This window comes from Pseudomonas sp. LBUM1660, from assembly GCF_059695935.1.
On record NZ_CP166795.1, the window covers coordinates 2,999,052 to 3,020,248 of the forward strand.

The 21,197-nt window shown below is 59.0% G+C and carries 25 protein-coding genes and 3 tRNA genes; 10 read left to right on the top strand and 18 right to left on the bottom strand.

Features of this window, described 5'->3' with window-relative positions:
- Positions 1-117 precede the first annotated feature (117 nt).
- From ACA068_RS14175 to ACA068_RS14185, 3 genes are all read right to left on the bottom strand, one after another.
- Positions 118-399 carry a peptidylprolyl isomerase gene (locus ACA068_RS14175; RefSeq protein WP_046048458.1) on the bottom strand — a complete coding sequence of 94 codons (282 nt, stop codon included), beginning with the start codon at positions 397-399 and terminating at the stop codon, positions 118-120.
- Between the two features lie 83 nt (positions 400-482).
- The gene (locus tag ACA068_RS14180) at positions 483-1,364 is read right to left on the bottom strand and encodes an esterase/lipase family protein (RefSeq protein WP_497310380.1); all 882 of its coding nucleotides are present in this window, start codon (positions 1,362-1,364) and stop codon (positions 483-485) included.
- 288 nt (positions 1,365-1,652) lie between these two features.
- Positions 1,653-2,741, bottom strand: coding sequence for a 3-deoxy-7-phosphoheptulonate synthase (locus ACA068_RS14185; protein ID WP_497310381.1), 1,089 nt, complete (start codon positions 2,739-2,741; stop codon positions 1,653-1,655).
- Positions 2,742-3,367: 626 nt separating this feature from the next.
- Between ACA068_RS14185 and ACA068_RS14190 the strand changes: the two genes are divergently transcribed.
- The 8 genes from ACA068_RS14190 (at position 3,368) to ACA068_RS14225 (ending at position 8,264) form a co-directional block, all read left to right on the top strand.
- Complete coding sequence (locus ACA068_RS14190) at positions 3,368-4,126, top strand: carbon-nitrogen hydrolase family protein (RefSeq protein ID WP_497310382.1); 759 nt, start codon at positions 3,368-3,370, stop codon at positions 4,124-4,126.
- Entirely contained in the window at positions 4,126-4,569 is a 444-nt protein-coding gene (locus ACA068_RS14195; RefSeq protein WP_497310383.1) for a GNAT family N-acetyltransferase, read from the top strand. The genes ACA068_RS14190 and ACA068_RS14195 overlap by 1 nt, the downstream gene beginning before the upstream one ends.
- A 127-nt stretch (positions 4,570-4,696) precedes the next feature.
- Positions 4,697-5,338: a response regulator transcription factor GacA gene (gacA, locus tag ACA068_RS14200; protein ID WP_008015884.1), complete on the top strand. Its 642-nt coding sequence runs from the start codon at positions 4,697-4,699 to the stop codon at positions 5,336-5,338.
- A 1-nt stretch (position 5,339) separates the two neighbouring features.
- On the top strand, positions 5,340-7,163 hold the full coding sequence (uvrC, locus tag ACA068_RS14205; RefSeq protein WP_497310594.1) for an excinuclease ABC subunit UvrC: 1,824 nt from the start codon (positions 5,340-5,342) through the stop codon (positions 7,161-7,163).
- Positions 7,164-7,195: 32 nt separating this feature from the next.
- A complete protein-coding gene (gene pgsA / locus ACA068_RS14210; protein ID WP_109632018.1) occupies positions 7,196-7,756 on the top strand; it encodes a CDP-diacylglycerol--glycerol-3-phosphate 3-phosphatidyltransferase in 561 nt (186 codons plus the stop codon).
- A 63-nt stretch (positions 7,757-7,819) separates the two neighbouring features.
- A tRNA-Gly gene (locus ACA068_RS14215) sits at positions 7,820-7,895 on the top strand.
- Positions 7,896-7,941: 46 nt separating this feature from the next.
- Positions 7,942-8,015 (top strand) — tRNA-Cys (locus tag ACA068_RS14220).
- A gap of 162 nt (positions 8,016-8,177) precedes the next feature.
- Positions 8,178-8,264, top strand: a tRNA-Leu gene (locus ACA068_RS14225).
- 86 nt (positions 8,265-8,350) lie between these two features.
- On the opposite strand, the gene ACA068_RS14230 is transcribed toward ACA068_RS14225, so the two are convergent.
- Positions 8,351-9,187, bottom strand: coding sequence for an NAD(P)H-binding protein (locus tag ACA068_RS14230; RefSeq protein WP_497310595.1), 837 nt, complete (start codon positions 9,185-9,187; stop codon positions 8,351-8,353).
- 180 nt (positions 9,188-9,367) lie between these two features.
- Between ACA068_RS14230 and ACA068_RS14235 the strand changes: the two genes are divergently transcribed.
- Entirely contained in the window at positions 9,368-10,102 is a 735-nt protein-coding gene (locus ACA068_RS14235) for a TetR/AcrR family transcriptional regulator (protein WP_497310384.1), read from the top strand.
- Here ACA068_RS14235 and ACA068_RS14240 read toward each other — a convergent pair.
- The 8 genes from ACA068_RS14240 to ACA068_RS14275 all read right to left on the bottom strand — a co-directional run bounded on the left by ACA068_RS14240 (position 10,080) and on the right by ACA068_RS14275 (position 16,161).
- Complete coding sequence (locus tag ACA068_RS14240) at positions 10,080-10,364, bottom strand: hypothetical protein (protein WP_497310385.1); 285 nt, start codon at positions 10,362-10,364, stop codon at positions 10,080-10,082. The genes ACA068_RS14235 and ACA068_RS14240 overlap by 23 nt on opposite strands.
- A 307-nt stretch (positions 10,365-10,671) precedes the next feature.
- On the bottom strand, positions 10,672-10,902 hold the full coding sequence (locus tag ACA068_RS14245) for a hypothetical protein (protein ID WP_150629883.1): 231 nt from the start codon (positions 10,900-10,902) through the stop codon (positions 10,672-10,674).
- Between the two features lie 115 nt (positions 10,903-11,017).
- A complete protein-coding gene (locus tag ACA068_RS14250; RefSeq protein WP_497310386.1) occupies positions 11,018-11,239 on the bottom strand; it encodes a hypothetical protein in 222 nt (73 codons plus the stop codon).
- Positions 11,240-11,310: 71 nt separating this feature from the next.
- Positions 11,311-12,351: a DNA topoisomerase IB gene (locus ACA068_RS14255; RefSeq protein WP_497310387.1), complete on the bottom strand. Its 1,041-nt coding sequence runs from the start codon at positions 12,349-12,351 to the stop codon at positions 11,311-11,313.
- A gap of 78 nt (positions 12,352-12,429) precedes the next feature.
- A complete protein-coding gene (gene modC, locus ACA068_RS14260) occupies positions 12,430-13,509 on the bottom strand; it encodes a molybdenum ABC transporter ATP-binding protein (protein WP_497310388.1) in 1,080 nt (359 codons plus the stop codon).
- Between the two features lie 3 nt (positions 13,510-13,512).
- Positions 13,513-14,193 (bottom strand): molybdate ABC transporter permease subunit, encoded by a 681-nt coding sequence (gene modB, locus ACA068_RS14265; RefSeq protein WP_497310389.1) that lies wholly within the window; start codon positions 14,191-14,193, stop codon positions 13,513-13,515.
- The gene (modA, locus tag ACA068_RS14270) at positions 14,194-14,961 is read right to left on the bottom strand and encodes a molybdate ABC transporter substrate-binding protein (protein ID WP_497310390.1); all 768 of its coding nucleotides are present in this window, start codon (positions 14,959-14,961) and stop codon (positions 14,194-14,196) included.
- Positions 14,962-15,096: 135 nt separating this feature from the next.
- Entirely contained in the window at positions 15,097-16,161 is a 1,065-nt protein-coding gene (locus ACA068_RS14275) for an NAD(P)H-dependent flavin oxidoreductase (protein WP_497310391.1), read from the bottom strand.
- A gap of 240 nt (positions 16,162-16,401) precedes the next feature.
- Between ACA068_RS14275 and acuI the strand changes: the two genes are divergently transcribed.
- Positions 16,402-17,385, top strand: coding sequence for an acrylyl-CoA reductase (NADPH) (gene acuI, locus ACA068_RS14280; protein ID WP_497310392.1), 984 nt, complete (start codon positions 16,402-16,404; stop codon positions 17,383-17,385).
- Here acuI and ada read toward each other — a convergent pair whose 3' ends face one another.
- From ada to ACA068_RS14310, 6 genes are all read right to left on the bottom strand, one after another.
- Positions 17,386-18,450 carry a bifunctional DNA-binding transcriptional regulator/O6-methylguanine-DNA methyltransferase Ada gene (gene ada, locus ACA068_RS14285; RefSeq protein WP_497310393.1) on the bottom strand — a complete coding sequence of 355 codons (1,065 nt, stop codon included), beginning with the start codon at positions 18,448-18,450 and terminating at the stop codon, positions 17,386-17,388. It abuts the gene before it with no gap.
- An 87-nt stretch (positions 18,451-18,537) separates the two neighbouring features.
- On the bottom strand, positions 18,538-19,218 hold the full coding sequence (gene alkB, locus ACA068_RS14290) for a DNA oxidative demethylase AlkB (RefSeq protein WP_497310394.1): 681 nt from the start codon (positions 19,216-19,218) through the stop codon (positions 18,538-18,540).
- Complete coding sequence (locus ACA068_RS14295) at positions 19,208-19,912, bottom strand: 2OG-Fe(II) oxygenase (protein WP_497310395.1); 705 nt, start codon at positions 19,910-19,912, stop codon at positions 19,208-19,210. Before ACA068_RS14295 ends, alkB begins: the two co-directional genes overlap by 11 nt.
- Positions 19,909-20,415, bottom strand: coding sequence for a methylated-DNA--[protein]-cysteine S-methyltransferase (locus ACA068_RS14300; RefSeq protein WP_497310396.1), 507 nt, complete (start codon positions 20,413-20,415; stop codon positions 19,909-19,911). Before ACA068_RS14300 ends, ACA068_RS14295 begins: the two co-directional genes overlap by 4 nt.
- 137 nt (positions 20,416-20,552) lie before the next feature.
- On the bottom strand, positions 20,553-20,729 hold the full coding sequence (locus tag ACA068_RS14305) for a hypothetical protein (RefSeq protein ID WP_094467298.1): 177 nt from the start codon (positions 20,727-20,729) through the stop codon (positions 20,553-20,555).
- Positions 20,730-20,758: 29 nt separating this feature from the next.
- Positions 20,759-21,061 carry a DUF1883 domain-containing protein gene (locus tag ACA068_RS14310; protein WP_007946189.1) on the bottom strand — a complete coding sequence of 101 codons (303 nt, stop codon included), beginning with the start codon at positions 21,059-21,061 and terminating at the stop codon, positions 20,759-20,761.
- Positions 21,062-21,197: the final 136 nt, after the last annotated feature.

Here is a 21,197-nt window from a genome sequence, read left to right on the forward strand (position 1 = left end):
GTGGTCGATAACCGCAATTTGTACGCTAGCGGCGCGTCCCTCGCCAGCCGTATTACATATCCGAAACACAACGGCCCACCAAAAGGCGGGCCGCTGTGCAGAATATCAGAGCGTTGATCAGTCCTGACGGCTGGTCACTTCCAGCAGGTGATAACCAAATTGGGTCTTGACCGGGCCTTGCACCACGTTGATCGGTGCGCTGAAGACGACGGCGTCGAACTCCTTGACCATCTGGCCTGGACCGAACGAACCCAGGTCACCGCCCTGACGGCTGGACGGGCAAGTGGAGTTGGCTTTGGCAACTTCGGCGAAATCAGCGCCGCCTTCGATCTGCGCTTTGAGTTCGTTGCACTTGGCTTCCGAGGCAACCAGGATGTGACGGGCAGTGGCTTTAGCCATGAAAAAATTCTCCTTTCAATGTTCAGTAAAGTGCGGAGCCTACCGGATTCAGTGGCCTATTTCTCGTCAAAGTTCCGGACGAATTATAGGCCGGCATTTCTCAGGCGCTCGGCGTGCTGCACATACAAGGCAATCGGGTCGATGCCCTTGCGCAGCGGGCCGGCGGTTTGACTGAGGCTGTCCAGATGATCCAGCGGATAGTCGGAACGGATAACTTTGCCTAAATGGGAGCTATAGCGGCCAACCATGCCGTCATTCTGTTCCGCCTCGGTGGTGAAGTAGCGGGAGAAGGCCTGGAGGAAACCGTGCAGCGGACTGACCGCCTCCAGCCCTTTATCGAGAAGGTCACCCTGCAATGTTCCGCTCCAGGAGTAATAACGCACGCCGTTAACCAGTTCACGGCCCTTGCCACCCCAGGTTTTCGGCAGTCCTTGCGGGTATTTGTCGTTGAAAGCACCCACGCCTTCAGTGGTCAACGCATTCAGCGCGGCGATGGCATTTTGCGGCAATGTCTGGTGGCCGCTGAGCAGCGACAGGAAATCAGCAAACAGCGTCGCAACCGTTGCCGCGACGTGTTCCGGTAGTCGTCCTGGCGTGAGGGCCTTGCGCAGGAAGTCGGCCAGTTCCGAGCCGTGGTTCGGGCCGCTGACCGAGGTCACCGACGCGACGATCTCCGGCGCGATGGCGGCTGCGTAACGTGCCGCGAGGGCACCCTGACTGTGACCGATCAGGTTGACCTGTTGGGCGCCGGTTCCTTCCAGCACCCGTTCGATCTGTGCCAACAGTTGGTCGCCACGCACCTCGTTGCTTTGGGTAGCCGAGAGGTGGGGGATAAATACTCTTGCGCCGGCACTTCTGAGGGCCTGCTTGACGTCATGGAAAAGTTCGACTTTGCCAATGCGATCAAAGCCGAAGAGCCCGTGGATCAGCAGGATTGGATACTGGGTGGTTGCATTCCGTAGCATGTTCATTCCTTTTTCGCTGTGGTTCAGAGATGTGAATATGGGCTCACTCTAAAGCACACCAGCTGCTCGGCGATGTATGAGGAATCCGCTGTAAGCTGATGAAAAAGGTATAGAAAACGTAGGAAAGTCCGAAAGAGCGTGAGGTCCGGTTCGGAATATTTGGACATCTTTTTGTCGTTTGTGAGGCGCATCAATGCAACGGCCTACTGTACTTACGCCGTTTACCTGTCAACTGATTCGCTTTTCAGACGCCCAGCCCTCATTCGAGGGCTGGAAGGTCGGCAGTGGTTATGCCGGGTGTTGAACGCTGTTTTGTGCCCGAAGCCGGTCGGCGGCCTGGCGCAACAGTTGTTCGGTTGCGGCCCAGCCAAGGCAGCCATCTGTTACCGATACGCCGTAGCGCAGCGATGGACTCAATGGCTGGCAGCCTTCGAACAAATGGCTCTCGATCATCATGCCGATAAGCGATCGATCACCTTGAAGGCGTTGCTCAAGTACATCGTTGAACACGGCTGGCTGGCGGGCCGGGTCTTTGCCGCTGTTGGCGTGACTGCAGTCGACCATGATCCGTGCCGGGATCTTGAGTCGGGTCAAGTCGTTGTTCACCTGAGCGACGCTGTCGCGATCATAGTTCGGTCCGCGATGACCGCCGCGCAATACCAGATGGGTGTCAAGATTGCCTGGGGTTTGAATGACCGCTGGATGTCCCTGGCTGTCGACGCCGAAATGGCGATGCGGGTGGGCGGCCGAGCGCATGGCGTCGCTGGCAACGGCCACGCCGCCATCGGTGCCGTTCTTGAAGCCGACCGGCATGCCCAGGCCGCTGGCCATTTCCCGATGGATTTGTGACTCGGTGGTGCGGGCTCCGATGGCAACCCAGCTCAGCAGGTCGTCGAAGTAGCCGGCCGCCATCGGTTGCAACAGCTCGGTGGCAATCGGCAAACCGAGGCGCAGCATTTCGCGCATCAGTTCACGCGACAGCGTCAAACCGCCGGCCATGTCATCGCTGCCGTCAAGCCGCGGGTCGTAGGCCAGGCCTTTCCAGCCGACCGTTGTGCGGGGTTTTTCGACGTAGGCGCGCATTACCAACAGCATCTCGTCGCTGACTTCGGCGGCGAGGCGAGCGAGGTTGGTCGCGTATTCGAGGGCGGACTGTGGATCGTGAATCGAGCAAGGGCCGACGATGACCAGCAGACGGGAATCTTCACCGTTGAGGATCGCGCGGACCGCGTCACGGTGGGCGGCGACTTGTCGGGTCAGGGCGTTGTTGAGGGGCAGTTGCTGCTTGAGTTGCAACGAGCTGGGCAGACGCAGGGTCAGCGCTTCATTGGCGGGACTCAAGGTGGACAGCGGCAGAGCAGAGACGGACGAGTTCATATTCAGGCTTCCTGGGCTGGCGGCGGGTTCGTTCCCGCGCGCTCGGCCCTACTGGGGTGTTCGACAATTGGCCGGATTGGCTGCGTGTGTGTGCTTGCCACCTGTGGGTGACCGATCGGAGGCGGCAGGCTGTCCCGAGCGGAGGCTGCTAAATCGCCAGGCGGTAAAACTGTCGTAACGGTAATAAGTGGCGTAGTTCATTTCGTGAATCCTCTGGTTGTCTGGTGTGTCGCTAAAAAATCCGGGGCTGAAAAAACAAAACCCCCGGTCGGGAAGCCGACCGGGGGTTGAGAATTCTCTGGTGGCGACCCGTTTAAAGTGGGCGCCGTGTGGGTATCAGGCGCGCCAGTGGCTAAACCAATACCCAAAATAAAAGCTGACCGGAGCACAAACGTCAGTCGCCCGGGCAGCCGCAACCGAGCGCGAGGCGCTGGCGGTACGAAGCTGTGAGAGGGCGTTGAACATGGTCTGTCTCCGATGGATGAGCCGAGCTTACTAGAGGCCGGTGCGCGGTTTCAATCAGAAAATGCTATCGAGCCCCGGCGGCGTTTTCTATCGCTTGAGCGCATCAGGGTTTATGACACACTTCGTGTTCCGCCCAACCTGTCACCTCACAAGGACGAAACATGACGACACTGACCATCGCCGCTGCACAGTCGATCTCCATCGCGGGTGATCTCGCCGCCAATATGGCCTGGCATCGGCGTTTCATGCTGGTTGCCGCGGAGCAGGGCGTCCAGTTGCTCATTTTTCCCGAATTGTCGCTGACCGGGTACGAGCGAGGGCTGGCGGCTGAGCTGGCAATTGACCCGAATGCCGAGGTGCTGAAACCGCTGCGGGATTTCGCGCGGGAAGTGGGTGTGACAAGTGTGGTCGGAATGCCGATTCGTCTGTCGGATGATTCGCCGGTTCTGATCGGTGCGTTGGTCCTGCGCGCCGATGGTTCGCTCGGGGTGTACAGCAAACAGCATTTGCATCCGGGCGAGGAGGTGGCGTTTGCGCCGGGAACGGGTGGTTCGACGTTGAAGATCGGTACCGACACAGTCGCGTTGGCGGTGTGCGCGGATTTTTGTCACGCCAGTCACGCGGCAGCGGCGGCGGAACAAGGCGCTGACCTTTATGCCGCAGGCGTACTCATCACCGAAAACGGTTACGCGCCGGATACCGAAATCTTGCAAGGTTATGCCGGTACCCATTCGATGACCGTTTTAATGGCAAACCATGGCGGTGCGACCGGTGGCTGGGTGTCGGCAGGGCGCAGTGCGATCTGGGCGTCGGACGGTTCGCTGATTGCAGCGGCACCCGGCACGGGAAGTCTGTTGGTCGTTGCGCGCCGAGACGCTGACCGTTGGAGGGGGCACGTAGTGACGGTCGTGGAGGCTTGATGGGGTTCGAATTGCGTCCGGCAACCTCCCAGGATCTGGATTTCGCGCGCGACCTGACCTGCCGAACCATGCTCGGCTATTACATTCGGCATGATCTGTTATGGCAGGACGAAGCCTTTGATGTTGCCTGGGCGGGGCGTGAGAACTGGTTGATCTTTCGTGACGATGTCTTGCAGGGCTATGTGAGCCTGAGTCGTGATGCAAAAGCCCTTTATATCCGCGAGTTGCACGTGCTGGAAGCGTTTCAGGGGCGGGGTGCCGGTTCCTGGGCGATCGATCAGGTATTCGCCATGGCGTGCAAGGAACGGCGTCCGGCCTTACGCCTGACAGTTTTTGAAACGAATCCGGCCAAAGCGCTGTACGAGAGAAAAGGGCTGAGGGTAGTCGGCCAAGACGAGTGTTTCCTGAGAATGCAGCGCGATGTCGATGAGCTCCATCGCTGAAACACGCTGGCGCCAAGCCTTTCAAGATGTATTGAAACTTTTTATATAGTGCTTGCCGCTAGGTCTGCCAGTCGCTTTTTGCTAAGGTGTCCGGCAACCCAATAAGACCATATCGCGAGGTGTCTGCTTGATTAGGGTGCTAGTAGTCGATGACCATGATCTCGTTCGTACAGGCATTACACGAATGCTGGCTGACATCGATGGCCTGCAAGTAGTCGGCCAGGCTGAGTCGGGGGAGGAATCCCTGCTTAAAGCGCGTGAGTTGAAACCCGATGTGGTGCTGATGGATGTCAAGATGCCCGGGATCGGCGGTCTTGAAGCCACGCGCAAGTTATTGCGCAGTCATCCGGATATCAAAGTCGTCGCGGTCACCGTGTGTGAGGAAGATCCGTTTCCTACGCGGCTGCTGCAGGCCGGTGCCGCGGGTTATCTGACCAAGGGCGCCGGGTTGCCAGAAATGGTCCAGGCCATTCGCCTGGTGTTTGCCGGGCAACGCTACATCAGCCCGCAGATTGCACAGCAACTGGCAATCAAGTCTTTTCAGCCGACCAACGATTCGCCCTTCGACGCTCTGTCGGAACGCGAGATCCAGATCGCATTAATGATTGTCGGCTGTCAGAAAGTCCAGATCATTTCCGACAAGCTCTGCCTGTCGCCAAAAACGGTCAACACTTACCGTTACCGCATTTTCGAGAAGCTCTCGATCAGCAGTGATGTCGAGTTGACGCTGTTGGCGGTGCGTCACGGCATGGTCGATGCCAGCCTCTGAAATGACCGAAGCCTTCGATCCAGGCGCTTTTCTGTCGACCGTCAGTGGGCGCCCCGGCGTCTACCGCATGTTCGACAGCGATGCTCGCCTGCTGTATGTCGGCAAGGCCAAGAATCTAAAAAATCGCCTGTCGAGCTACTTCCGTAAATCCGGTCTCGCGCCCAAGACAGCTGCGTTGGTCGCCCGCATTGCCCAGGTCGAGACCACCATCACGGCCAACGAAACGGAAGCCTTGCTGCTTGAACAGACGCTGATCAAGGAGTGGCGTCCGCCGTATAACATCCTGCTGCGCGACGACAAATCCTACCCTTACGTCTTTCTCTCGGATGGCCAGTTCCCTCGCCTGAGCATCCATCGTGGTGCGAAAAAGGCCAAGGGCAAGTATTTCGGTCCGTATCCCAGCGCGGGCGCCATTCGTGAAAGCCTGAGTCTGCTGCAAAAAACGTTTTTTGTTCGCCAGTGCGAAGACAGCTATTACAAGAACCGCACGCGCCCTTGTCTGCAATACCAGATCAAGCGCTGCAAGGCCCCGTGCGTCGGGCTGGTGGAGCCTGAGGTGTATGCCGAGGACGTTCGTCATTCGGTCATGTTCCTTGAAGGCCGCAGCAATGCGCTGACGGACGAGTTGTCCGCGGGCATGGAAGAAGCGGCGATCAACCTCGAGTTCGAGCGCGCCGCCGAGTTGCGTGACCAGATTTCACTGCTGCGTCGGGTTCAGGATCAGCAAAGCATGGAAGGGGGCACCGGTGATATCGATGTGATCGCTGCATTCGTCAATCCGGGCGGCGCCTGCGTTCACTTGATCAGCGTGCGCGGTGGGCGGGTGCTGGGCAGCAAGAACTTCTTCCCTCAGGTCGGCATCGACGAAGACGTTTCCGAGGTCATGGCTGCCTTTCTCGGCCACTACTTCATTACCAGTCCTGAGCGCGACCTGCCGAGCGAACTGATCGTCAACGTCGTTCACGAAGACTTTCCGACCCTGATTGCGGCCATCGAAGAGCTGCGCGGTCGCGAGTTGACCATCAGCCACCGGGTGCGCGGTACGCGAGCGCGCTGGCAACAATTGGCGGTCACCAATGCCGAGCAGGCGTTGGGCGCGAGGCTGGCCAACCGTCAACACGTCGCCGCGCGTTTCGATGCACTGGCAGAAGTGTTGAACCTGGACGAGCCGCCACAGCGACTTGAGTGCTACGACATCAGCCACTCCAGCGGCGAAGCCACCGTTGCGTCGTGCGTGGTGTTCGGTCCGGAAGGCCCGATCAAGTCCGACTATCGTCGTTATAACATCGAAGGCGTCACCCCGGGCGACGACTATGCGGCCATGCATCAGGCCCTGACGCGGCGCTTCAGCAAACTGAAAGATGGTGAGGGCAAGCTGCCGGACATCCTGTTGGTGGACGGTGGCAAGGGTCAGCTGTCGATGGCCCGCGACGTGCTCAATGAGCTGGCGGTGCCTGATCTGATTCTGCTGGGCGTGGCCAAGGGCGCGACGCGCAAGGCCGGCTTTGAAACCCTGTACCTCAACGACGCGGCCCACGAATTTACCTTGCGCGGTGATTCCCCCGCGCTGCATCTGATTCAACAGATACGCGATGAAGCCCACCGTTTCGCCATTACCGGGCACCGTGCGCGCCGTGGCAAAACCCGGCGCACATCGACGCTTGAGGGTGTTGCAGGCGTCGGGCCGACACGCCGTCGCGATTTGTTGAAACATTTTGGTGGATTGCAGGAGCTATCTCGTGCCAGCATCGAAGAGATCGCCAAAGCACCCGGGATCAGTAAAAAGCTCGCAGAGTTGATTTATGCAAATCTGCACAGCGAGTAGAATGCCACCTCACCTCGTAGCCAGTTGTGCCGATGAATATCCCTAATCTGATTACCGTTCTACGCGTCCTGCTCATCCCAATCTTCATTTTACTGTTCTACCTGCCTTACCAATGGAGCTACCTGGCCTCCGCCTCGGTCTTCGCATTTGCCGCCGCCACAGACTGGCTGGACGGTTATCTGGCCCGTCGTCTGGAACAAAGTACACCGTTCGGGGCTTTCCTTGATCCCGTAGCGGACAAATTGATGGTGGCCGTTGCGCTGGTGCTGCTGGTGCAAGAGCACGGCAACCTTTGGCTCACGCTGCCCGCTGCGGTCATCATCGGTCGCGAGATAGTCGTCTCGGCACTGCGTGAATGGATGGCCGAGCTGGGTGCACGCGCTCACGTCGCCGTGTCGAACCTGGGCAAATGGAAAACCGCCGCGCAAATGCTGGCGCTGGTGATCCTGCTGGCCAATCCCTCGGACTTCACCTTCTGGGTCTTGATCGGTTATGCCTTGCTGTTGGTGTCTGCCGGCCTGACATTGTGGTCCATGGTCCAATACCTGCGGGCTGCCTGGCCGCATCTGAAGACCGACGTGGAAAAGAAATAAAACTTTTTTGAATCAAAGGGTTGACGGGGCTTCTGGATTCTATAGAATGCGCCACACCAAGACGCGGGAATAGCTCAGTTGGTAGAGCACGACCTTGCCAAGGTCGGGGTCGCGAGTTCGAGTCTCGTTTCCCGCTCCAAGTTTGTACGCATTTGATGTCGCGCTACATGACAGCAAATGTTTGAGGCCGAGTAGCAAAATGGTTATGCAGTGGATTGCAAATCCACCTACGCCGGTTCGATTCCGACCTCGGCCTCCACTATAAACAAGCTCCGTAGATCTATGATTTACGGAGCTTTTTTATTTGCGCAGCCTTGCAAGATTTTGTCTTGAAAAGGGTATCTGCGAACTTGCTTCACCGGGACGGGATGTATATATTTCGTCCTCTGTTGCACAAGCCAGACAACTTCACCGCGCTACCGCCCGAATGGCGAAACTGGTAGACGCATGGGACTTAAAATCCCCCGCTCGTAAGGGCGTGCCGGTTCGATTCCGGCTTCGGGCACCATATCTATCAAAGGCCTGCATGAGGACACTCACGCAGGCCTTTGTCGTTTCTGCTTCGCAATTTTTGACAGAAGAACCTCGCCGACCTCAAACCTGGTTCTGCCAGACTCCCGTAGCAGCGGTGCGCCGAACGTAATCGCTAAAGTCGCGCGCGGGTCGGCCAAGTGCGCGCTGAACGCCATCGGCCAGTGGAGTGTTGCGACCGTCGAGTACCGTCGTGAAGAGGTACAGCACCAGGTTGATCAACCCGGCTGGAAGTTGTGCCTGTTCCAGGGCCTGACGATAGGCATCCGGCGGTACGGCGATGAAACTGATCTCGCGCCCGGTCCCTTGAGCGATCTCATCGACCGCTTGGGCAAAAGTCAGTGCCCGTGGCCCGGTCAACTCATAGAGTTGGCGTGAGTGCCCCGGTTGGGTCAGCGCCTTGACAGCAATTTCGGCAATGTCCTCCACATCGACGAAGGGTTCCGCGATATTGCCGACGGGGAGGGCCAGTTCTCCTTCAAGAATGGGCTCCAGAAAATGCGCCTCGCTGAAGTTCTGGAAGAACCAACTGGCCCGAAGGATCGTCCAGTCGACCCCGCTGTTCTTTATGACGCTTTCGGCTTGCTCCGCTTCAACCTCCCCGCGCCCGGACAGCAGAACCAGTTTGCCAACGCCGCTTTTGACGGCCTGGTCGGTAAACGCCTGGACTGTCTCGAGGGCGCCAGGGACGGCGAGGTCCGGTTGATAAGAAATGTAAACAGCGTGAACGCCATCAAGTGCTGCATCCCAGGTCGTCCGGTCTTCCCAGTCGAAGGGTGGATTCGCCTCGCGAGAACCGAGGCGCACGGCCAATCCCCCTGCTTTGAGATGCTGGGTAATCCTGCGCCCTGTTTTGCCGGTCGCACCGAGAACCAGGAAGGTTTCTTGAGTGGTTTTCATCGCGTTCAACTCCATCGGGTTAATGTGAGTGATGCTCACGTTAAAAAGATGATAATCGCTCATGTTTTGCCGTCAACCAACGTTAGAGAGGAATCCGACATACGGATGCAACCACTTGGGGGCGTTCGTGGGTGGTGCTAAGGTGAGTGCTTGTCATGTTATTGATCAGGAATCACGCCAGTGCGAAAGAAGGCCGCCTCCGGGCTCGAGCAATCTGTTGCAGAGCCGACCCGCCGCAATCCCACGCAACAACGCAGTCGCGAGCGGCAGGAGCGAATCCTGGCGGTGGCGACTCAACTGATCGCGACCAAGGGCAGCGACCAGGTAAAAATGAGCGAAATCGCCGAACGCTCCGAGATCTCGATCGGGTCGCTTTATCAGTACTTCCCTGACAAAAGCTCGGTCATTCGCACGCTAGCCGAGCGCTATAACGCCGCAAGCCGTCGTTGTATCGAAGAGGCGCTGTTGACGGTGCAGGATGCGCAAGGGTTGGCGGATGCCTATTCGGACCTGCTGGATCAGTATTACGAGATCGTTCAGGCCGAACCTGCGATGCGTGATATCTGGTCAGGCATGCAGGCAGACAAGCAACTGCTGGCGTTGGAGTTGGAGGAGAGTCGTGTGGCGGGCGGCTTGCTGGCCGATGCGATGCTGCGGGTGTTTCCAGGCAGCGATGCGCGGCGGGTTGCTGATTCTGCTTTTCTGATCTGGCAGCTGGGTGAGGCGACCATGCGCCTGGCCATTTCGTGTGAGCCTGAAGAGGGGCGGCGGTTGTTTGAAGCGTTCAAGCGTATGTCGCTCGCTGAAATCATGGAGCCCGCGAGCATGAATACGCCCGAGTCATCGACAGGACTGGGTCGAGCAAAGTCGACCCAGCTATCGAGTCAGCCCTCTAAACAAAAGGCTGGCCGGTAAAACCACGGGGTAACCGTTGCAACCCGGCCATGGCGGTAAGCCGTTCTACCCAGGCTGCTCGCCAGTCATTGGCGGTGTGAGTGACTTTGGCCTTGCGTGCAGCACGGCGTGCTGCGTTGCGTTCGGCTTTGCGCGCGTCCTTGAACGCGTCCGTGTTTCGGCAGCTTCTGCACTTTACGCGGGTCAATTCGCTGGTTGATGTGAGATTACTGCCTTTGTGACCGCAGGCCAGATGCCCGCTGACTTTGAAGTGAGTGACCATGGAGCGTCTCCTTCGCGACGTGTGATCGTTTGACCTCCAGCTAACGACGACGTTCGTTGGCTGTCCGACGGGCAAAAAAAAGGTCTGCATGCGGGCAGACCAGGGGATTACTTCAAAGGAGTAGCTCACTGTAAGGCGTGTGTTGTGAACGTTACGTGAAAAGAGGGTCGCAAAAAAAAGCCCAGCGCCAGGCCGGGTGGGGTGTGAAGCGCAGAATTATCAGACAGGCACGGGTACGGCGACGATGAAGTCACCGTTCATGCGTCCTGAATCAGGCCCTGTTCGCGAATCGCGGGTCCAGATCGAATCATCTGAACCGAGGAAGAGGCGGTTCGACCGGTTTTAACGAAGACAGGGTGTTTCGAATCAGTGGCGCGTCTTTTTCAATGTCGTTCAGGCGGTCACGAATTCTGAGGGCTGTCGGATGCCCTCCTTGATGATCTACCCAGTCGGCAATCTCCTTGCAGGCTGCGGCAAGTCGAGCCTGACGGGAGTCGAGCAGGGTAAGCAGGGTGGTGATGGACTCTTTTTCGGACATGGCAAACACCTCCGTTCAAGAAACCTGACAAATAGCAGCAAAAAGCCCGCTGGGTGCGAGCTTTCTGCCGATGGGGTCGCTGGTCCGTCAGCTGTTTTCAGTATAGACCCGGACTTCAGGCTTGTCGGGCCGTCACTTGTGACCTGGCATTGAGCAGCTGGCATTCACGTTGGGCTTCTTCTTCAAGATCGAAGCCATCACCGATGAAACCAAGAGTGCGGGTATCGGCAATTCGAAACCAGACTTCCGCGTCGGGTGGCGGGTGGCCGGTTTCTCCGGCTCGACGGCCATGAATGATGATCTTGTTGCATCGCTTCACAACGAAAATGTCTTCCATGGCGTCACCGCAGCTGATTCATGTCCACATCAACTATAGAAGTTCTTTGTGATCGTGCAAAAAATGGCCAGTCAGTTCGTCGGTTCGGCCGCCGCGATCATCTTCTCCAGAAACATGGCCAGTCCGACTTCCTCCGCCCTGAGGCCTTTTCGCAGCCTCGGCCGAGGCAGTTCGGCCAATGCGCCAAGCATAAAACCTTCGAGCACAGCCGGGTGGATGTAGCACTTGCGGCACACCGCCGGGGTGTTGCCGAGTTGCCTGGCAACGTTCTTGACCATCTCCACCACATGCCGTTTCGCGTCCGACTCAGGCTCCCACTGCAACTCGCGCAACACCGACAACGCCAGAGCGCTACCTGCCCAAGTGCGGTAATCCTTGGCCGTGAAGTCGGCGCCGGTGAGAGTTTGCAGGTAGGCATTGACGTCTGAGGAGCTGACGGTGTGTCGCTCGCCATTTTCGTCCAGGTATTGGAAGAGGTCTTGCCCGGGAATCTCCAGGCAGCGCTTGATGATGCGCGCCAGGCGTCGGTCTTTCACGGTGATCTGGTGCTCGACACCACTCTTGCCGCGAAACTGGAACAGGATCGCGCTGCCGTTGACCTCGACGTGACGGCTGCGCAGGGTGGTCAGGCCATAGGAGCGATTTTCCCGGGCGTACTGCGTGTTGCCGACCCGGATCAGCGTCGCATCGAGCAAAGTAATCACGGTGGCCATGACTTTATCTCGGCTGAAACCCGGAGCGTCCAGCAGTGCTTCAAGCTGTTTGCGCAGTTTCGGCAGCGCCAGGCCAAAGTCCCGCAGGCGCGAGTATTTGTCGGCATCGCGCACTTCGCGCCAACGCGCGTGATAACGGTATTGCTTGCGACCGCGAGCGTCACGTCCGGTGGCTTGCAAATGGCCACGTGGGTCGGCGCAGATCCACACATTGGTATAGGCCGGCGGCACGGCAAGGGCGTTGAGGCGTTTGATTTCGTCAGGATCGGTAATGCGCTGGCCTGCGGGATCGAAGTAGCAGAATTTGCCACGCAAGAGTTTGCGGGTGATTCCAGGCTGCGTGTCATCGACATAGTGCAGGTCGGGTGGCAGCACATCGGGCAGCGTGGTATCGGACATGGCAAGAAATCCTTGGCGACGAAGTCAGGGGGCCTGTACAGCCATTGACCACGCTCGGTCGCCGTGGTGCCGACGAATTTACGCCAGCACGGCCACCGCTTTGATCTGCGCCCAGAGTTGCTGGCCGGGGTGCACGCCCAGTTGGTCCCGGGAGTAGCGGGTGATGCGTGCCAGCAGCGGCGTGCCGGCAGCATTTAGTCGGATCAGCACGTGGGCGGCGTTATCGGCGCCGATTTCACTGATCACCGTGACCGGCAAGCGATTGAGGATGCTGCTGTGCTCGTCGCCTTGCAGACTCAGGCTGACATCCCGTGCCTGGACCTTGCAACGCAGTGCCTGGCCTTGGGTCATCGGAGCGTGCGTCACCCGAATGCTCAGGTCGGTATTGGGCAGTTGCAGCGTCAGCAACTGATAGTGCGGGTCATAGGCGCTGACATGGCCTTCAATCACCACGCCCGCATCGTCGCCCAGCGCCAGGGGCAAATCGAGACGCGCCAGGGTTTCGCCGATAGGTCCGCTGGCCAGCGCCTTGCCGTCGCTGAGCAGGACGAGGTGGTCGGCCAGTCGGGCGACCTCATCCTGTGAGTGGCTGACGTACAGCACCGGGATATCGAGCTCATCGTGCAGGCGTTGCAGGTAAGGCAGGATTTCGTTTTTGCGCTGGCTATCCAGCGCCGCCAACGGCTCGTCCATCAGCAACAGTTTCGGGCTGGTGAGCAGCGCACGAGCGATGCCGATTCGTTGCCGTTCGCCGCCGGAAAGGTGCTGCGGATGGCGGTCCAACAGATGACCAATGCCCAGCAATTCAGTGGCATGCGCCATGTCGACCCGGCGTTGCCGCTTGGGGATGCGCTTGAGCCCGAACTCCAGATTGGCCAGCACCGAGAGGTGAGGAAACAGGCTGGCCTCCTGAAAAACATACCCCAGCGCACGTTTATGCGGCGGTACGAAAATCTTCTTGTCACTGTCCTGCCAGACTTCATCGTTGACCTGAATAAAGCCCTGTTCGGCCTGCTCCAGACCGGCCATACAGCGCAGGCACGTGGTCTTGCCTGAACCGGAATGACCGTAAAGTGCCGTCACCCCGCGGCCGGGCAATTGCAGATCCACCTCAAGGGCGAATCCCGAATAACGCAGTTTCAGGCGCGTATGAATCATCGATCAGCTCCAGCCCATTTTGGTTTTACGGCTGGAATAGAGCGCCAGCAACACGGCAAAGGAGAACACCAGCATCGCCCCGGCCAGCCAATGGGCCTGGGCATATTCCATGGCTTCCACGTGATCGTAGATCTGCACCGAGACCACGCGGGTCTTGTCTGGAATGTTGCCGCCGATCATCAGCACCACACCGAACTCGCCGACGGTGTGGGCGAAACCGAGAATGGCCGCGGTGATGAAGCCGGGCCTGGCCAGCGGCAGAATCACGCTGAAAAAGGTATCCCAGGGATTGGCGCGCAAGGTGGCGGCCACTTCCAGTGGGCGAGTGCCAATGGCGGAAAAGGCGTTTTGCAACGGCTGGACAACAAACGGCATCGAGTACAGCACCGAACCGATCACCAAACCCGCAAAACTGAAGGTGAGCGTGCCGAGCCCCAGTGACTGGGTGAATTGGCCGACAAAGCCGTTAGGGCCGAGCGCCAACAACAAATAAAAGCCAATCACCGTGGGCGGCAGGACCAGAGGCAGGGCGACGATCGCCCCGACCGGGCCGCGCAACCACGAGCGGGTACGCGACAGCCATAACGCAATCGGAGTGCCGATGATCAACAGGATAACCGTCGTCAGGGACGCCAGTTTCAGGGTCAGCCAGATGGCGGAAAAATCGGCACTCGTCAGCGTCATTTAGAGTTGATAACCGTAGGACTTGATAACGGCGGCGGCTTTCGGCCCCTTGAGGTAGTCAACCAGCGCCTTGGCGGCCGGGTTGTCCTTGCCCTTGTTGAGGATCACCGCGTCTTGTTTGATCGGGTCGTGCATGTCGGCCGGAACGATCCAGGCCGAACCGCCGGTGACTTTGCCGTCTTTGTAGATCTGCGACAAGGCCACGAAGCCCAGTTCAGCATTGCCGGTGGAAACGAACTGATAGGCCTGGGTGATGTTCTGGCCTTCAACGATCTTGCCCTTGACCTTGTCAGTCAGGCCCAGTTTGGCCAGCACCTGAGTGGCTGCCAGGCCATAGGGCGCAGATTTCGGGTTGGCGAGGGAGAGGTGCTTGTATTCGTTCTTTTTCAGCACTTCGCCCTTGGCATCGACGTAACCCTCCTTGGCTGACCACAGTGCGAGCGTGCCGATGGCGTAGGTGAAGCGCGAACCCTTGACGGTGTCGCCTTCAGCTTCGAGTTTTTGCGGGGTGGTGTCGTCGGCCGAGAGGAACACTTCGAACGGCGCGCCATTCTTGATCTGGGTGTAGAACTGGCCGGTTGCACCGAAGGAGGTGACCAGTTTGTGTCCGGTGTCTTTTTCGAAATCGGCGGCGATGGCCTGGATCGGCGCGGTGAAGTTGGCGGCGACGGCCACCTGGACTTCGTCCGCCTGGGCGGAACCGAAAGCGAAGACGGCGAGCAGGCTTGCGAGGCAGGTCGGGGCAAAACGTGAGGCACGCAGGGTCATGAAACGGCTCCGTGACAGGCAAATGCAATGAGGGGATGAAACGCTATATATCGGAATATATAGCGAAATGCCTGTAAACGGAATGTGTCGGTACTGAGATTGCTCGCCACAAGGCTGCTGCTACAACAGCGTGCCTTACCGACGAAGCAACTTGGCCAAACCTTCCTCCGCCAAACGCCGAGTCAGCTCCGCCGTGCTCATTTCAATGCCCAGCGTGAATGCCTGCCCAGCCCAGAGATTGCTGAAATCCGCTTCACCCTTCGCCCGCAACGGCATCAATGCACCACCGGCCAAAGGGAATGCCGGGGCTTTATCGCTCATTGGCCCGAGTTCGCGCATCACCCGATTGAGGATTCCTCGTGCCGGGCGGCCGGTGAAAAGATTGGTCATCGCCGTCTCGCTTTCCTTGGCCGTGCGCAACGCCTTGTGGTGAGACGCGCTGACCTTGGCTTCCGGCGTGAACAGGTAAGCCGTCCCCACCTGCACCGCCGAAGCGCCCAGCAGAAAAGCTGCCGCCACCCCCCGCGCATCACTGATCCCGCCCGCTGCAATCACTGGCACTTTCACTGCATCGACGACCTGAGGCACGAGGGCGAATGTGCCCACCTGGCTACTCAAGTCATCGCTGAGGAACATCCCACGATGTCCGCCTGCCTCGTATCCCATGGCGATGATCGCGTCGCAGCCATGTTGTTCCAGCCAGATGGCTTCTTCGACCGTGGTCGCCGATGAGAGAATTTTCGCCCCGGTGGCTTTTACACGATCAAGCAGCGATTTTTCCGGCAGGCCGAAGTGAAAACTCACGACTTCGGGGCGGAATTCTTCGAGCACTTCGCAAGCGGCGTTATCAAAAGGCGCGCGATTGGATACCGGTGTGGGCGCTTCGAAATCGACGCCCAGTTCTCGATAGTACGGTTCCAGCAAATGCTTCCAGTCCCGAGCCCGCGGCTCATCGGCGGCCGGCGTCTGGTGGCAAAAATAGTTAATGTTGAACGGTCGCTGGCTATGTTGGCGGATCGCTTTCACCTCTTCGCGCAACTGCTCGATGCTCAGCAGTGCTGCGGGCATCGAACCCAGGCCGCCGGCGTTACTCGCGGCGATGACCATGGCCGAGCCGGTAGCGCCGGCCATGGGAGCCTGGATGATCGGCAGTTCAATGCCGAGCAGGTCAAGAATGCGGGTGTCTGGCCATTGGCTCATTTCAATGATTCTCCGACGGGTAGAACCGGTTTTTTACCAGCAATGGCTGACGCAGGGCCAGTCGACTTTTGTATCCGGGACGTTTTCCGGTAATCCGTGGAGAACCAAAAAAAAATGATAGCCGCACGTCATGGAAACGCTCGGCGCTTCGTTCGTTTGGCTAAAGTCTTGTACGGCGAGATGTTTCTTTGTGGTATTTCAATGCCCCCACAACCGGATTGATTCCATTGAGAGGCAATGATGTTCAAAGGCATTTTGATCGACAAAGACGACAGTGGTTACCGGGCCACACTGCAAGAGATCAATGACGATCAACTGCCCGAAGGCGATGTGACGGTGCGCGTGGCGTACAGCACACTGAACTTCAAGGATGGCCTGGCGATCACCGGCAGCAGCCCGGTGGTCAGGAAATTCCCGATGGTGCCGGGGATCGATCTGGCCGGTACGGTCGAAGTCAGTGATCATCCGGACTATAAGGTCGGTGACCAGGTCCTGCTCAATGGTTGGGGCGTCGGCGAAGGGCACTGGGGCGGATTGGCGCAAAAAGCACGCCTGAAGGGCGACTGGCTGATTGCGCTACCCAAGGAATTCACCGCGGCTCAAGCCATGGCAATCGGCACGGCCGGTTACACGGCGATGCTGTGCATCCTGGCGCTGGAACATAACGGTGTAACGCCTGAGCAGGGCGAAGTGCTGGTCACCGGTGCCAACGGTGGCGTGGGCAGTTTCGCCATCGCGCTGCTGAGCAAGCTTGGCTATAAAGTCGTAGCGTCCACGGGCCGCACCTCCGAACACGATTACCTCAAGCAACTGGGTGCCAGCGAGATCATTGATCGCGCGACGCTGTCCGAGCCGGGCAAACCGCTGGCCAAGGAGCGCTGGGCGGCGGTGATTGACTCAGTCGGCAGCCACACGCTGGCCAACGCCTGTGCCAGCACCAAGGCCAACGGCACAGTCGCCGCCTGCGGTCTGGCACAAGGCATGGACTTTCCGGCCTCCGTCGCGCCGTTCATTTTGCGTGGCGTGACACTGGCCGGGATCAACAGCGTGACCCAGCCCAAAGCCAAGCGGGTGGAAGCCTGGAATCGGCTGGCCAAGGACCTGGACTTTGCGTTGCTGCCACTGATCAGCCATGAAATCGGCTTGAGCGAAGCCATCGACGCCGCGCCGCGCTTGCTCGCCGGGCAATTGCGCGGGCGGGTGGTGGTCGATGTGAATCGCTGATTACAGGGTCTCGCGTTCAAGCAACTGACGCTTGCGCTCGACACCCCAGCGATAGCCTGAGAGGTTGCCGTCGCTGCGCACCACGCGGTGGCACGGGATCGCCACTGCAATACTGTTCGCGCCGCAGGCCTGTGCCACGGCGCGCACGGATTTGGGGGCGCCGATACGTTGAGCGATATCGGCGTAGCTGGCGGTGCCGCCCGCAGGAATCTCCCGCAACGCCTGCCAGACCCGCTCTTGAAAAGCGGTGCCGCGCACGTCCAGCGGCAAGTCCAGACCAATCGCCGGGGCTTCGATAAAACCGACAACCTTGGCAATCAACTGCTCGAACGCGTGATCGGCGCCTATCAGATTGGCACGCCGAAACTTGTCCTGTAGATCGCAGACCAGTTGATGCGGATCATCCCCCAACAGAATCGCGCAAACGCCGCGTTCACTTTGCGCCACCAGGATCGCCCCCAGGGAACACTGGCCAACGGCAAAACGGATGTCGTTGTTCTGGCCCGCCGCGCGGTAATCACCGGGCTTCATGCCCAGCAACTGGTCCGCCGACTCATAGAAGCGACTGTTGGAGTTGAAACCGGCGTCATACAGGGCATCGGTCACCGAGCCGCCGTCGGCCAGGCATTCGCGAACCTTGCGAGAGCGATGGGCTGTGGCGTACCCCTTGGGTGTCAGCCCAGTCACCGCTTTGAATACGCGATGGAAGTGGAAGCTGCTCAGGCCTGCTGCCTGCGCCAGTTCATTTAGCGCAGGCGGATTTTCGGCGGATTCGATGTGGCGGCAGGCGGCAGCTACGGTTGCCGCGTGTTGTGCGGCGACGTCGCTTTGATCTTTTGTGGCCCGTTTGCTCGGACGATAACCCGCCGCCCGGGCTTGTTCCGCCGTGTCGAAAAATTCGACATTCTGCGGTTTCGGCAAGCGCGCCAGGCTGCTGGGGCGGCAATAGATTCCGGTGGTTTTCACGGCATAGACAAACTGCCCGTCGGCAGCGGGATCCCGTGCAACGACGGCGGCCCAGCGAGGATCGTCCTCGGCGGCAATGTTTGTCGAATGAGTTGTCATGGCTTCATGTCCGTTGACCCGTTTTTTTCAGATTAACCAGCCCGCAACGCCGCCGCACTCCGAGTCTTGCGGTTGAATTCGAGGGTGTCATCCGGCAGTGCGAAAGGTGAAGTTGATCCGTTGCTCGCCCAGTCGCGGGTGATGGCCGTCCTTGATCGGCAAGACGCCGTGATAACGCAAACGATCGACGCCGCCCCAGACCACGATATCGCCGTGCAGCAACGGTATGCGCTGGCTTTTATCGCTACGTTCAAACCCGCCGAACAGGAACATGGCAGACAGTCCCAATGACACCGACACGATCGGTGCGGCGTAGGAACCTTCGTTCTTGTCCTGGTGCAATGACATCTTGGCGCCGGGAACATAGCGGTTGATCAGGCAGGAATCAGGGATAAAATCTGCAAACCCCGCTTCCCGTGCCGCCGCTTGTGCCAATTCGAAAAACACGTCAGGCATCTCGGGCCAGGGTTGTCCGGTCTGTGGGTCATTGCGCGTGTACTGATAACCGCTGCGGTCAGTGGTCCAACCCCAGGTGCCGCAACTGCTCAAGGCCACCGACATAGTAAAGCCGCCGGGCGTGACCATCTGCCGGAACGGTGCGGCCGCGAGAACCGCTTCCAGTGCCGGCAGCAACTGCTCCAGCCGGGGCAGGGCAAAGCCGCGCAGGACGCAGGACTGTTCACCGATCTGCTCGCGCCTGGGCTCCTGCTCGGGTTCGGCATCGGCAAACAGATCGAAGGTGGTCGGGCTCATGGGGTCATAACGCATCGTGAAAGATGATTCCAAGGGTATGCCGTTTTCCACTGTGCAGGCGACTCACGCCGTGACGCATCGTCACTCGGTAATAGCCGCGAATGCCTTTGACCGGGCGTTGGCTCACGGCAAAGATCACACCATCGCCTTTCTTCAGGCCGATCACCTGCGGGCGTGACTGCATACGCGGGCGTTGTTCGGTCAGCACAAACTCGCCGCCGGTAAAATCTTCGTCCGGTTCTGACAGAAGAATCGCCACCTGCAGCGGGAACACATGTTCGCCGTACAGGTCCTGATGCAAACAGTTGTAGTCCTGCGGGCCATATTGCAGCAACAACGGAGTCGGGCGCTCCTGACCGGCGGCATGGCAGCGTTGCAGAAATGCTTCGTGGGTTCCTGGGAAACGGGTCGCCAGGTCCATGCATTCGTACCAGCGATTGGCGATCGGCACCAGTCGAGGGTAGAGCGCACTGCGCAAGCGGGCGACCGTGTCCGGCAAGGGGTAGTTGAAATACTTGTATTCGCCACGGCCAAAACCGTGACGCGCCATGATCACTTGAGAGCGAAAGGGCATTGACTGGGCGTAGAGGCCGCTGACCTCGTCGCAGGCCTCCACACTCAGCACCGACCTGATGACGGCGCAGCCATCCCGATCGAGCTGTTGCTCCAGGGTTGCCCAGTCCAGCGCATCGAGGGTTTGCTCGATCATCGTTGAGCCTCACGATCGAGCAATTGCCGTTTGCGCTCCAGTCCCCAGCGATAACCACCAAGACTGCCGTCCTGGCGCAACACCCGATGGCAAGGCACGATAACGGCCACCGGGTTGGCTCCACAGGCGTTCGCCACCGCCCGACAAGCGCTGGGCTGACCGAGGCATTGGGCGATATAACGGTAGCTGGCGGTTTCGCCGACAGGGATTTGCCGCAGGACTTCCCAGACTCGCCGTTGAAATACGCTGCCGCTCAGGTGCAGCGAGAGATTGAGTGCGGTGTGTGGGTCTTCGAGGTGGCGCAGGGTTTGCTCCAGGGCTGGCATCAAACCCTCATCGCGCTGCGGGGGTGGCGGGGCAGGGAAACGCCGCGCCAGATCGCGTTCGAGCGTGATCAAGTCGTCGCCGAGTAGCAATGCGCACAGGCCCTCGGTGCTGAACGCCAGCAACAAGACGCCAAGGCTGGAAGTGCCGCTGAGATAGCGAATCGGGGAAGTAGACATGTTCTGACTCCTTAACCAAAGGTCGAGGTGGCCAGTCTAGGGAGCGCCAAGGGAGTGAACACTCCGGCGTTTGCGGTCGAATTCAAAACGGGCGCGGAGCATGACGTCCTTGTTGTCGCTCCGGGTGCCGGGTCGGGCTACAGCGCTTTGCTGACGGCGATGTCGCTGATGACGTCTTCGCTCGAACCATGAATGGCGTCCAGCGCGGCCTTGGCTTCTTCTTCAGTGCCTTTTTCGAGCTGGGCAAATTCGAAGCGGCGTTCGCCGTTGAGTTTGTATTTGATGACGTACTTGGTCGTTTGGGCCACGGTCATACCTGCTTTTATTCGTGTGGGAACGTGGCTCAGCTCAGTTTCGTGCTGGAACGACGGATGATCTTGATCGAGTGTGTCAGGGTCGGTTTGCGGGTCACGCTGATCGGCCGGCGGTTGACCGTGTCGATGGTGATGTTCCAGAAACCGGTGCTCGGCGCTGTAATCCGGGCCGGGAAAGTATCGAACGCACCGCCGTGATAAGTGTGACGGCCGCCGTTCTTGAAGCTGCGGAAGTTGGCGTCGTTCATCAAGCGGATGTTGCATGTTTGGGAGCACTGGATGACGACGATGTCGTCTTCGTTGAGGTGCTCGCGCTGGTGGATAAATTTCATGAGGCGCCTCCAGAAGGGCTTTTTCTACAAAATCAAAACGATAGCATGGGCGATTGGCGCAGTTTATCAGCCCGAACAGGTTATTATCCGGTCGTCGAGGTTCGCTTTGACAATTAAAAACAGTTATTCGGAATTT